The following is a 12,456-nucleotide window of genomic DNA, read 5'->3' as shown; positions in this document are numbered from 1 at the left end:
GCGGTCCCGACTCCTGCCAGCACACCGCACCACCGTCAGCGAAGGGGCCGGGGGATGAATGCCCGCACCGAGCCTGCAGAAGGAGAGACCGGCGCCATAGCCCGGCCTCCGGTCGTCCGTGAGCTCCTGCTCGTCGCAGGGCTCTTCCTCGTGTACAAGTTCGGCCGTCAGCTGGCGACCGGCCACACCGGCGAGGCCCTGCACAACGCCCGCCGCGTGTGGGACTTCGAGCGAGCGGTCCATCTGCCCGGCGAGAGCTCGGTGCAGTCCCTGCTGCTGCACGGCGACACCCTGGTGCACATCGCCAACACCTACTACGCGACCGTCCACTTCCCCGCCACCGTGGCCTTCCTGGTCTGGCTCTACCTCCGGCGCCCCGCGCACTACGTCTGGGCCCGCCGGGTGCTCGCCACCGTGACCTCGGCGGCCCTGGTGCTGCCCTTCGTGTTCCCGCTGGCCCCGCCGCGCATGCTGGCCGCCACCGGCCTCGTCGACACCGCGCACGTGTACGGCCCCTCGGTCTACGGCCCGCCCTCCTCGGACCACCTCTCCAACCAGTTCGCGGCGATGCCCTCGCTGCACTTCGGCTGGGCCCTGATGGTGGCGATCGGCCTGATCACGGCGACCAGGTCCCGCTGGCGCTGGCTCTGGCTGCTCCACCCGCTGGTCACCCTGCTGGTCATCGTCGGCACCGCGAACCACTACTGGCTCGACGCGATCGTTGCGACCGCGATGCTCGGCGCCGCGCTCGCCCTCATCCACCGTCCCCACCGCACGACCACGACGGCCGGCCGCGGCACCGAACAGCTCGCGCCCGTCGCCGAGGACAACGTCCTGGTGGGAGCGGGCCGATGACCGCCACCCTCGTCGCCGTCGCGCTGTCCCTGGTCTCCGCCGTCGCCTACGCGGCCGCGGCCGTCGCCCAGGAGCGGCTCGCCGCCCGCAGCTCCGACACCGGCATGCTGCGTCTGCTGGGCGCGGGCGCCTGGTGGGCGTCGGTCGGTCTCAACGCCGGCGCGGCCCTGCTGCACGTGGTCGCCCTCAAGTACGGCCCGCTGACCGTCGTACAGCCGCTCGGCGCGCTCACCCTGGTGGCCGCGGTGCCGATGGGGGCGCGGGTTGCCGGCCGCAAGGTGAGCACGAGCGAATGGCGGGGTACGGCGCTCACGCTGGCCGGACTGGCCGCGCTGCTGGTCACCGCGTCCGGCTCGGCGCCCGCGCAGGTGCTGAGCCTGACGGAGGCGGTGGCGGTCGCGGGCGCCACGGCCGCCCTGATCGGCCTGCTGGCCCGTCCGGGAGCCCGCCCGGGCCTCCGCCACGCCACGGCCTCCGGCTTCGCCTCGGGTGTGGCCTCGGCGCTCACCCAGACGGTGACGGTCGCGGCGACCGACCACTCGGGGCCGGTGCTGAGCCTGCGGGTCGTCCTGGTGGCGGTCCTGGTGGCCGCGTTCGCGGTGGGCGGCCTGCTGCTGTCGCAGACCGCCTACAAGGGCGGCCTCGGCGCCCCCCTCGCGGTGGTGACCCTGTCCAACCCGGTGGCGGCCGCGGTGATCGGCCTCACCCTGCTGGGCCAGGGCCTGCGCGGTGGCGTGGCGGGTGTGCTGCTGGGCCTGGCGGGTGCGGGGCTCGCGTCGTGGGGGGTCGTGCTCCTGACGCGCGTGGCACCGGTCACGTCGGTCGCGTCGGAAGAAGAGCACCCGGTGGCGGCGGTCCTGGCCCTCAAGCCGGAGACGGCCACCCTCGAACCGGCGCTGGTGCCCCGGCAGTCGGTCGACCCGGGGCACCTCACCTCGCTCTGACAGACGTCAGCCGAGGCCCCGGGAGTCCTGCTTCAGCGCCGTGTCGACGGTCAGCGCCGTCGCCACGACCAGACTCAGCAGCGGCTCGGGCAACTGGTAGTGGATCTGCAGCACATAGTTGTCCGCGGTGGTGAACATCGTCTTGGCGAGCCCCTCCCACGTCTTCGTGATCCGGGCGACCTCGTTCTCCGCGTGGTCGACGATGGCGAAGTTCCAGGCCCGCCAGTTCTCCGCCTTGATCGCGCCGACCTGCTGCCCGTCGACGGTCATAGCGAAGTTGATCTTCCCGATCATGTTCTGCTGGACGATCTCACCGACCGGCGAACCGTCCGGGCGGGACACGATCACCCGGGACTTGAAGACCTTCGCGGGCCGGGTCAGCACCAACTGCGGCTGCCCGTGGGCGTCCCGGATCTCCAGCCGGTGCGTCATGAACTGGTCGAGGCTGGAGACGAACCGCGCCACCTTCTTCAGGGCGCTCTGCCCGACCTCGGTCACCGAGCCGATCTGGTGGCCGTTCTGATCCATGACCGTGTACTCGTTGGTCAGCTCGATCAGCTTGGCCTTCTGGTTGACCACCAGAACCGGCTCGGAGAACAGGGTGCCGCCACCGGGGCCACCGGCTGCAACCCCGGCCTGCTGCTGCACCTGGCGCTGCACCCGCGGATCGGGCCCCGCGGGCTGCTGCGGCACCTGCTGGTGCGGCACCTGCTGGTCCGGCACCTGCTGCTGCGGCACCTGCTGGGCGGCGGCGTGCTGCGGGGCCTGCTGCTGGTCCGCGTGCGTGTGCTGGGTCCACTGCGCGCCGTCCCAGTACCGGAGGGTCTGGGACGCACCGTGCGGATCCGGGTACCAGCCTGCAGGAGTGTTCGAATGCGTGGTCACCGGGGCACACTACCCCGGGCCCACCGGCACCTGACCAGACCCCGTGGCACGCCGTGCATCACCCTTTACCTGTCTGCCACCGCCCGTTCGCCTACGCGGTGAGGATCGCCGGGTCGCTCACACCCGGACGCCCGTTCTCGACATGGCCCGCGAACCGCCGTACGAACGCCGGGTCGGCCTCGGAGGTGACGGTCAGGTCATACCAACGGCGGCTGGCCTTGAGGTCGATGCCGTGCTTCACCGTGGCGCCGGGCCGCACGGAGACGACCTGGGACTTGTGGCCGTAACCGCCGCTCAGCCGCAACCGCACCGTGCCGGAACCCTTGTTGGTGAAGGTGAGCTCGAGGTCGTCGCCGTGGTGGCGGGCGGTGACCTCGGGTCCGGAGGTCTTGTTGACGCCCTTGAAGACGCGCATGAAGCCGTTGGGGCCGTGCACCGTCAGGTCGTACGAGCCGCTGGAGTACGCCGAGTTCCAGGTGTCCGCGACGGACTTGCCGGCCTCGGTGGTGTAACTCCAGGGGCCGTCCGTGCGGTTGCCGGAGGTCACCAGGAAGGCGGCGCCCGTCTTCGCCCCCGAGGCGAAGGTGAGGGTGAACTTCCCGGCGGCCGTGTCGACCGAACCGTCCACGTGGGGCGCGTACTTGAGCGGACGTGACGGGCGCAGGCCGCGCTCCTGCCGGGGCAGGGATCCCTTGGCCGGCGGGGTCGGCACATAATCGGGGTGGCGGTTTTTGTCCGGCGGCTGGTAGCCGTCGGTGCCCGGCAGGGCGACCGGCTTGGTGTCCTTGTGGGAGAAGTCGAACGCCGAGGTCAGGTCGCCGCACACGGCCCGGCGCCAGGGCGAGATGTTCGGCTCGTGCACACCGAAGCGGCGCTCCATGAACCGGATGATCGAGGTGTGGTCCATCGTCTCGGAGCAGACGTAACCGCCCTTGCTCCAGGGCGAGACGACGAGCATCGGCACCCGCTGGCCGAGGCCGTAGGGGCCGGCCGGGTGGCTGCCGTCGCCCTTGAACAGGTCCGGGCCGACGTCGACGGTCGACTTGCCCTGGGCGGCCGAGCCCGGCGCGTAGGGCGGGATCAGGTGGTCGAAGAAGCCGTCGTTCTCGTCGTAGGTGATGAACAGCGCGGTCTTCGCCCACACCTTCGGGTCGGCGGTGAGCGCGTCCAGGACCTGGGAGACGTACCAGGCGCCGTAGTTCGCGGGCCAGTTGGGGTGCTCGGTGAAGGCCTCGGGGGCCACTATCCAGGAGATCTGCGGCAGCTTGCCGCCCTTGACGTCGGCCCTGAGCTGGTCGAAGAAGCCCTCGCCCTTGGTCGCGTCGGTGCCGGTGCGGGCCTTGTCGTAGAGCGGGTCGCCGGGCTTGGCGTTCTGGTACTGCTTGAAGTAAAGCAGCGAGTTGTCGCCGTAGTTGCCGCGGTAGGCGTCCTGGATCCAGCCCCAGCCGCCGGCCGCGTCGAGGCCGTCGCCGACGTCCTGGTAGACCTTCCAGGAGACGCCGGCCCTCTCCAGGCGCTCCGGGTAGGTGGTCCAGCTGTAGCCGGCCTCGTCGTTGCCGAGGACCGGGCCGCCGCCCTGGCCGTCGTTGCCCGTGTAACCGGTCCACATGTAGTACCGGTTGGGGTCGGTCGAGCCGATGAACGAGCAGTGGTACGCGTCGCAGATGGTGAAGGAGTCGGCGAGCGCGTAGTGGAACGGGATGTCCTCGCGGGTCAGGTACGCCATGGTCGTGGAGCCCTTGGAGGGCACCCACTTGTCGTACTTGCCGCCGTCGAAGGCGGCGTGTCCGTCGTTCCAGCCGTGCGGGAGGTCCTGGATGAACGCCATGCCCAGGTCGTCGGCGTCGGGGTGGAACGGCAGGATCTCCTTGCCGCTCGCGTCCTGTTGGTGCCAGACGGACTTGCCGTTCGGCCACGTCACCGGGCGCGGGTCACCGAAGCCGCGGACGCCTCTGAGTGAACCGAAGTAGTGGTCGAAAGAACGGTTCTCCTGCATCAGGACGACGATGTGCTCGACGTCCTCGATGGACCCCGTGCGGTGGTTCGCGGGCAGCGCGGCGGCGCGCTCGATGCTGTTGGAGAGGGCGGTGAAGGCGGTGGTCGCGCCCGCGAGTTGCAGGAATCGGCGCCGATTTACTTCGGGCATGGTGAGTGCCTCTCATCCTGGGTGCGGATGGCCGGAACGTGACGGATTGCGCGCGGTGCGAGTGTTCCAAGAGCAACAAACGTCAGGGAAGGGTCCGGTGGCGTCCGTGTGAAAGTCGTCAGTACGAGAGGTGAGCGCGACGGGGCCCGCCACGTACAGCTCGCCCGGCTTGAGGCAGCCGTAGGCGGAGGACGGGTGTCCCGGCGTGCAGGAGAAGCGCTCCAGTCGCTGTCGTTGCCGGGCGTGGCGCCGAGGAGCGTGCCCGAGCAGCCGGTGCCTTCCCAGGCACGGACGTAGCCGTCCCGGCCGTGCGACCGCCAGTTGGCGTTGCAGCCGGGGCCGCGTGGGTGGTCGCCGGGATCGCGATGCCGAGGGCCGCCAGGCCGAGGGTGGGCCTCGCGCCGCTCGCCGAAGGAGCGGAGCGGGACGGTGCGGGCGCAGGTGGCGTCGGCGACCGCGATCCGGGTCTCCGCGGCGAAGGACCTGGCCTCCCCGGCCCGGGACCGGCCGGCGGCGTGGTCGCGTGTCCCCTGCCGTGCGGCGTCCGGGTCGGGGTAGGGGTGGGCGGCCCGCCCCATGCAGCGCGACCAGGCGCGGACCGCAGCGGTGAACTGCCGGTAGCGCAGCAGCTTGTCCACGTAGAGGGGACGCCGGTTGCTGAGGGTCGTGTCGGTGCGGAACCAGGCCGCCGGGTCGCCGTGAAGCTTCTTCTCGGCCCTCGGCGGCACAACCGCCGGACTGCTTGGTGATGGTGCCGCCGGAGGGGGCCCGCGACTTCAGCAGAGCCGCCTCCCGTCCCGCCGTCCATCGCGGCGTCGTAGGCGATCTGCCGTGCCGGCGGGAGTGTCCTGCGGTAGGCGAGGTTGGGGTTGCGCGGGCGCGCGCGATCCTCCTTCGCCATGATCCGGCCGCCGTAGCCGTGTTCGCGCGCCCATACGACGTCGTCCTGCACATGGCCGACCGGCCGGCTCTCGGTCGGGCTCAGTGTCCGCTCCTCCCACAAGCGGAAGCCGTGGCGCCGCACGCCCTGTGCGGTCAGCCGCTGTTCGGCGTCCGAGACCCGCAGGTCCTCACCCAGGTGAGGTCCGGGAGCCGCAAAGTGGCGGGCGCCGTGGAGGTCTGACGGGCCGTCGGGGCTCCCGCCGTGCAGCCCGTCAGGGCGAGGGAGGCCACCGCGGTGACCGCACACACCGCGGCGGTCAGGCGGGGACGACTGTGCGGTTCGTAGGCGTGCTCCCGGGGCGTCGGTCGAGGGGGCGTGGTGCTTTCGAGCCGTTGACGCCCCGGGCGGCACCTTCGTACGACGCCGCGAGCACACGGGTTTTTCTCGCGTCTCCTGTCATACGGCGGCCCCCGCGCAGCCGTCACACGGGTGAGCGGTGCGTCCGCGTACCGCTCGTATCCAGCCAAGTGACGAGCCGAGGAGGACCCGGAAGGCAGTTGTTCCCGTTCCGGACGCCAGGCCCCGTCGGGGACCCGGTCCACTGCCGCGGACCGGCCCGATCCGGCCAGACGGTCCGGTCTTTGGCATGTCCACCCAATGCATGCGCCGATATCGTTGCCACGATCCGCGGGGGACGGGTGGTACGGCGATCGGGGAACGATGCTCGAGGTACGTCTGCTCGGTCCGGTGGAGCTGTGGGACGGGGACCGGCGCGTGCCCCTGGGCGGGGTCAGGCCGCTGGCGGTGCTCTCCGCCCTGGTCGTCCATCTCGGCGAAGTCCTGTCCACCGAGCGGCTCGTGGACTTCGTGTGGGACGAGCAGGCGCCCGCGACGGCCGGCGCCCTCGTCGCCACCCATGTCTCCGCCGTGCGCCGGGCCCTGGCCCGGGTGGGCGAGGCGGACGTCATCCGGACCCGGCCGCCGGGCTACTACGCCGAACTGGACCCCTCCCGGGTCGATGCCCGCCGCTTCGAGGAACTGCTCACCGCGGGCCGGGCGTCGGCCGCGGCGGGCCGCCCGGAGGAGGCCGCGGACCTGCTGTCCGAGGCGCTCGGGCTGTGGCGCGGGCAGGAGGCCCTGGAGGGGCTCGGCCAGTCGTTCGCCCGGATCGAGGCGGCCCGGCTGGCGGAGCTGCGGATCGTCGGCCAGGAGGAGTCCTTCGGCCTGCAACTGGAGCTGGGCCGCGCGGACCGGACGATCGCTCCCCTGCTCGCGCACGTCGCCACCCACCCTCTGCGGGAGCGCCCGCGCGGTCAGTTGATGACGGCGCTGGTGCGCACGGGCCGGGTGTCCGACGCCCTGCGCACCTACCAGGAGGGCCGCGAGGTCCTGCGCGAGGAGCTGGGCATCGACCCCGGGCCGCAACTGCGGGCGCTGCACAAAGCGGTCCTGACCAATGATCCCGCGCTCCTGGGCACCGGTTCCCGGACTACGGCGGCCCAGCCGGCCGGACGTCCGAAGCCCCGGGAGACCGTGAGAGGGGCCGACCCCGTACCGCGCCCCCGGCCCACCCCGTCCCATCTCCCGCCGGACATCGCCGACTTCGTGGGCCGCTCGGAGCAGATCGACTGGGCCACCTCGCTGTTGCGCGGGGTCGGCGACGCCGGCCGCACCGCCCCGCCCATCGGTGTCGTCTCCGGACGGTCCGGCACGGGGAAGACCGCCCTCGCCGTGCACGTCGGCCACCGCACGGCCGAACTCTTCCCGGACGGGCGGCTGTTCGTGGACCTGCGGGCGGCGGACACCGCACCGCTGGAGCCCGCCGACGCCCTCGCCCGGCTGCTGCGCGCCATGGGCGCCGAACCGGAGACGCTGTCGTCCTCGGTCGAGGAGCTGACGGGGCTGTATCGCACGCACATCGCGCACCGGCGTGTCCTGCTGATCCTCGACAACGCGGCCGGCGAGGCACACGTGCGGCCCCTGCTGCCGCCGGGCCCCGGCTCCGCCGTGCTCGTCACCAGCCGCCGCCGGCTGGTCGCGCTGGAGGGCGCCACCCACCTGGACCTCACCGTGCCGGAGCCGGCCGAGGCGCTCGAACTGCTCCGGCGCGTGGCCGGGCAGCAGCGCACCGACGCCGAGCCGGAACGGGCCGCCGAGATCGTCTCGCTGTGCGGGCGGCTGCCGCTGGCCGTCAGGATCGCCGGGGCGCGCCTCGCGGCCCGTCCGCACTGGGTCCCCGGCCAACTCGCCGGCCGGCTACGGGACGAGCGGCGCCGGCTGAACGAACTGCGGGCCGGTGACCTGGAGTTGCGCACCAGCCTGGAACTCGGATACGGCGACCTCGACCCGCAGGAGCGGCGCGCGCTGCGCCGGCTCGCCCTGCTCGACCTGCCCGACTTCGCGGCCTGGATCGCCGCCCCGCTGCTGGACATCGGCACGGAGGAGGCCGAGGAGGCGGTGGAGCGGCTGGTGGACTGCCACTTCGTCGACGTGCTCGGCGCCGACGACACCGGACGCGTCCGCTACCGCATCCACGACCTGGCCCGCGAGCACGCCCGGGAGCGCTGTCTGTCCGAGGAGAGCGCCGAGGAGCGCACCGGGGCCGTCGAACGGCTGGTGGAGTGCTGGCTGGGGCTCGCCAAACGGGCGGCCGCCCGCGGGCCGGGCGGAGCGGCCCGGTACTTCCCGGAGCCGGCGGCCGTACGGTCCCTCGACGCTTCCGACCCACGGGCCGAGGACGAGCTGCTTCAGCGGCCCGCCGCCTGGTTCGCGGCGGAACAGGCCTGCCTGCTCGCCGCGGTGGAGTACTGCGCGGACCACGGGATGGACCGCGCCGCCCGCGATCTGGCAGGAGCGCTGATCGCGAGTTCGGCCGCGCTCTACAACCAGTTCGACGCCTGGTCCCGTTCCCACGCCGCGGCGATGGCGGCCGTGCGCCGCAGCGGGGACGGCGAGGGCGAGGCATGGCTGCTCACGGGCTTGGGGCAACTCCGCTACGAACAGGACGAGTTCGAGGAGTCGTACGCCTACTTCGGCCAGGCCCTGCGGTTGTTCGAGGCACGCGGCGACGTGCCGTGGGGCGAGGCGCTGGCGCTCGCCGGCATGGGGACGGCCCGGCGCGAACAGGCCCGGTACGGCGAGGCGTCCCACCTGCTGACGGCCGCGCTCGAGCGCTACGGCGAGTCCGCGGACCGCGGCGCCCGGGCCCGTGTGCTGTACGGCATCGGCTATGTGCACCGGGAACAGGGACGCGGCCCGCAGGCCCTTCAGGCCCTGTCGCGGGCGCTGGAGCTGTACCGCGCGGAGGGCGACCGGCACGGCGAGGGACTGACCCTGCGGTCGCTGGCCCTGTGCCACCGCGCCGAGGGGGAACTGGCCGAGGCGGAACGGCTGTTGCTGGAGGCGCTGAGGATCTTCGACGGGCTGCAGGACAAGTTCGGGGTGATGTACACCGAACAGTCCCTGGCCAAGACCGAGGTGCGGCAGGGCCGCCTGGACACGGCCCGGGCGCGGCTCGACCGGTGCCTGGAGGTGGCCCGCGAGCGCCAGGACCGGTTCGGTGAGGCACTGGTGCTGCGCACCGTGGGCGAGTCGCGGCTGGCGGCCGGTGATCCGGCTGCCGCCCGGGAGCCGCTGGAGCGGGCGCTGTCGATGTGGGAGTCCCTGGGCCTGCCGCTGTGGCGGGCCCGTACGCTCCGGGACCTCGCCCGGGTGCGGGCGGCGCTCGGCGATGAGCCGGCCGCGCGCTCGGCGCGCGCCGAAGCGATGGCGGTCTTCCGGGAGTTGGACTGCCGGGAGGCCCACGAACCGGACCCCGGCGAGTGATCCCGACCGTCTGCAGAAAGGCCGGTCGGCCGCTTACAGGCAACCTGCAGAGCATGTGCAGCGGCCTGGGCGACGCTGATCCGCGTGACCGACATCATCACGCTCTCGGACCCACGGGTCGCAGCGGTCGCGGAGGCAGACTGCGGTGAACCGCTGGTCGACCTGCGCGGGACGGACCAACTGCGGCTCGATCACCGGCAGGCGGACGGCGACGGCAACTACGCCCGTCTGCGCTCCGGTGCGCTGCGCCGGCTGGTGCGGGCACAGCGTCTGCTGCCGGCCGGTGTCCGGTTCCTGGTGGTGGAGGGATACCGGCCGCCGGACCTGCAGCGGCGGTACTTCGAGCAGTACGCGGACGTGATGCGGCGGGCCCACCCGGACGCGGGTCCCGAGCGGATCCGTGAACTGGCGAGCGCCTATATCTCCCCACCGGAGGTGGCACCGCACGTCAGCGGCGGGGCGGTCGACCTGACCCTGTGCGACCTGGACGGCAGGGAACTGCCGCTCGGCACGGAGGTCAACGCCACCCCGGAGGAGAGCGGGGGCGCCTGCCGCACCGAGGCACCCGGCATCGGCGCCGAGGCGCGCGCCAACCGGGCCGCGATGAGCCGGGCCCTCACCGCGACCGGCTTCGTCAACTACCCGACCGAATGGTGGCACTGGTCCTACGGCGACCGGTACTGGGCCCTTGTCCGCCGGGCCCCCGCCGCCCGCTACGGCCCCGCCGCCCCGCCCGTGTCCACGGCGTGACCCGCGGCGACCAGGACACGGCACGACCACACCGTACGACCGAGGGGGAACCTCGTTGGAGATCAGCAACGCCGCCCGTCCGCCCACGCCTCGCCCCGACCCCGACCGGATGAGCCCGGGGGACTTCGACGCCTCCTTCGCCGCCGACATGCCACGGCTGCGCCGACGGCTGCTGGCGCTCACGGGCAACCCGCACGACGCCGACGACCTGCTCCAGGAGACGTATGTACGGCTCTCCCGGCGCGCCCGCGCCCAGGAACTGACGCACCAGCGGCACCCTTACGCCTACACCTGCACCGTCGCCCTGAACCTGCTCCGTGACTCCTGGCAGCATCCCTCCCGCCGGGAGCGGAGCACCGACCGGCTGCCCGAGGCGGGCTGGGACGGCGGACTCGCCTCGTACGAGGCCTCGGCGACCACGCTCGCTCTGCTGCGGACGCTCACCGAGAAGGAGGCCGCCGCGGTGATCCTCGTGGATCTGGAGGGCCTCAGCCACGACACGGCCGGCGAGCGGCTCGGCGCCCACCGGGGCACGGTCCAGCGCAACCGCATGCGGGGCCTGGCCAAGATCCGCGTCGCCCTCGACCTCTAGGGCCGTGCCGCTCCCCCACGGGGGTGGGGAGCGGCGAACAAGCGTCCAACTGCCGTCACAGGTACGTCTGGTGACGACTCATCGATTCATCGACTCATCGACTTACCGAGACTTACTGACTCATCGACGAAGGATGACTCCCGTGAAGATCAGCAGCACGCGCCGCCGGACCAGCGGCGGGCTTCTGGGGGCCTCGGTCCTGGCCCTGACCGCGTTCTTCTCCGCCCCGGCCCACGCCGCCGCCCAGGACACCTCCTGCGGGGTCCTCGCGCCCGGCGCCTCGGCCACCGCACAGGCCGCCGTGGACGCGGCCTGTTCCCAGATCGGCGTCTGGTACAGCTGGGGCGGCGGCCACGGCGCGACGCCCGGCGCCACCTACGGCTACTACGACGGCTCGGACCCGGACAGCCTGCACGACAACGAGCGCAAGGGCTTCGACTGCTCCGGCCTGATGCGGTACGCGTACTGGAGGGCCACCGGCAGGGACCTGCTCAACGGCACGGCGGACGACCAGTTCCACAGCTCGCAGGCCTCCGCCCGCTTCTCCGCCGGGCAGGGCACCGCCCCGCTGGTGCCGGGCGACCTGATGTTCTGGGGCAACGGGCACATCCACCACGTCGCCATGTACCTCGGCAACGGGCAGATGGTCGAGGCCTACGAGTCGGGCACCCACATCAGGGTCACCCCGGTGCGCACGGGCGGCGACTACGCGGGCGCGATCCGGGTCAACGGGTCGGGCACCCCGACTCCCCCGCCCGCGAACGGCGGTACGACCTTCGAGACGTGGGGCACCGGAGTGCGCACCCACTCCACGCCGAGCGTGCGGTCCGCCGTGGTCGACACCTTCGCCGGTCCCACCCAGGTGTCGGTCCAGTGTCAGCAGCACGCGGAGACCGTCACCGCGGAGGGGTACACCAACGACATCTGGTCCAAGCTGGCCGACGGTTCGTGGATGACGAACATCTACATCAAGGGCCCGGCCTCGCTGCCCGGCATACCGGACTGCGGCGGAAGCAGCACGCCGCCGCCGTCGGGGGGCAGCACGCCGTTCCAGACGTGGGGGACGGGGGTGCGCACGCACAGCGAGCCGAACGTCAACGCCGGCGTCGTCGACTACTTCGCGCAGCCCACGACGGTCAACGTGGTCTGCCAGGCGCACGCCCAGGAGGTGACCGCGGACGGCTACACCAACGACGCCTGGGCGAAACTGACCGACGGTTCCTGGCTGACCAACATCTACGTCAAGGGCCCCGCCTGGCTCCCCGGCGTCCCCACCTGCTGAAGGGGCACGACCGGCGACGGCAGACCAGTACCGCCAGCCTCATCCCGGCGACCCCGGGATGAGGCTCGCACCGCAGCGGGTCAGTCCTTGCGGCGGCAGGCCAGCCACACCAGGACGGCCGCACCGGCGGCAGCCAGCAGCAGCTTGCGGTTGTCGCGCGCCAGGCGCGCTCCCTGAGCGGTGGTGTGCTGTACCTGTTCGGGTGCCTTGTCGTGCCAGACCTGGCCGGCCTGGGCTGCCTTGGCGCGGGCTTGTCCGGCGGCCTGGGCGGCCTTGTCCTTGACCGGGTCGGGC

9 protein-coding genes and 1 pseudogene are annotated in these 12,456 nt (G+C 72.6%); 6 read left to right on the top strand and 4 right to left on the bottom strand.

Features of this window, described 5'->3' with window-relative positions:
• Positions 1-54: 54 nt before the first annotated feature.
• Both ABZZ74_RS37265 and ABZZ74_RS37260 read left to right on the top strand, forming a co-directional pair.
• On the top strand, positions 55-855 hold the full coding sequence (locus ABZZ74_RS37265) for a phosphatase PAP2 family protein (RefSeq protein WP_356772692.1): 801 nt from the start codon (positions 55-57) through the stop codon (positions 853-855).
• Entirely contained in the window at positions 852-1,799 is a 948-nt protein-coding gene (locus ABZZ74_RS37260) for a hypothetical protein (protein WP_356772690.1), read from the top strand. Before ABZZ74_RS37265 ends, ABZZ74_RS37260 begins: the two co-directional genes overlap by 4 nt.
• A gap of 6 nt (positions 1,800-1,805) precedes the next feature.
• Here ABZZ74_RS37260 and ABZZ74_RS37255 read toward each other — a convergent pair whose 3' ends face one another.
• From ABZZ74_RS37255 to ABZZ74_RS37245, 3 genes are all read right to left on the bottom strand, one after another.
• On the bottom strand, positions 1,806-2,684 hold the full coding sequence (locus tag ABZZ74_RS37255; RefSeq protein ID WP_356772688.1) for a phospholipid scramblase-related protein: 879 nt from the start codon (positions 2,682-2,684) through the stop codon (positions 1,806-1,808).
• A gap of 91 nt (positions 2,685-2,775) precedes the next feature.
• Positions 2,776-4,830 (bottom strand): phosphocholine-specific phospholipase C, encoded by a 2,055-nt coding sequence (locus ABZZ74_RS37250; protein WP_356772686.1) that lies wholly within the window; start codon positions 4,828-4,830, stop codon positions 2,776-2,778.
• The gene (locus ABZZ74_RS37245) at positions 4,818-5,558 is read right to left on the bottom strand and encodes a hypothetical protein (RefSeq protein WP_356772684.1); all 741 of its coding nucleotides are present in this window, start codon (positions 5,556-5,558) and stop codon (positions 4,818-4,820) included. The genes ABZZ74_RS37250 and ABZZ74_RS37245 overlap by 13 nt, the downstream gene beginning before the upstream one ends.
• Before the next feature lie 875 nt (positions 5,559-6,433).
• On the opposite strand from ABZZ74_RS37245, the gene ABZZ74_RS37240 reads away from it, so the two are divergent.
• The 4 genes from ABZZ74_RS37240 to ABZZ74_RS37225 all read left to right on the top strand — a co-directional run bounded on the left by ABZZ74_RS37240 (position 6,434) and on the right by ABZZ74_RS37225 (position 12,162).
• Entirely contained in the window at positions 6,434-9,538 is a 3,105-nt protein-coding gene (locus ABZZ74_RS37240; RefSeq protein WP_356772682.1) for a BTAD domain-containing putative transcriptional regulator, read from the top strand.
• Between the two features lie 84 nt (positions 9,539-9,622).
• On the top strand, positions 9,623-10,288 hold the full coding sequence (locus ABZZ74_RS37235; protein ID WP_356772680.1) for a M15 family metallopeptidase: 666 nt from the start codon (positions 9,623-9,625) through the stop codon (positions 10,286-10,288).
• Positions 10,289-10,397: 109 nt separating this feature from the next.
• Positions 10,398-10,880, top strand: coding sequence for a sigma-70 family RNA polymerase sigma factor (locus ABZZ74_RS37230; RefSeq protein ID WP_356772786.1), 483 nt, complete (start codon positions 10,398-10,400; stop codon positions 10,878-10,880).
• A gap of 142 nt (positions 10,881-11,022) precedes the next feature.
• Positions 11,023-12,162 (top strand): NlpC/P60 family protein, encoded by a 1,140-nt coding sequence (locus tag ABZZ74_RS37225; protein ID WP_356772678.1) that lies wholly within the window; start codon positions 11,023-11,025, stop codon positions 12,160-12,162.
• An 80-nt stretch (positions 12,163-12,242) separates the two neighbouring features.
• Here ABZZ74_RS37225 and ABZZ74_RS37220 read toward each other — a convergent pair.
• Positions 12,243-12,456, bottom strand: a pseudogene (locus ABZZ74_RS37220) (hypothetical protein); the annotation flags it as partial.

Source organism: Streptomyces sp. NPDC006476, from assembly GCF_040612015.1.
Lineage (GTDB): Bacteria > Actinomycetota > Actinomycetes > Streptomycetales > Streptomycetaceae > Streptomyces > Streptomyces griseorubiginosus_B.
The sequence above is the reverse complement of the archived record's forward strand: the minus strand, read 5'-3'. Positions and strand labels throughout refer to the sequence as shown.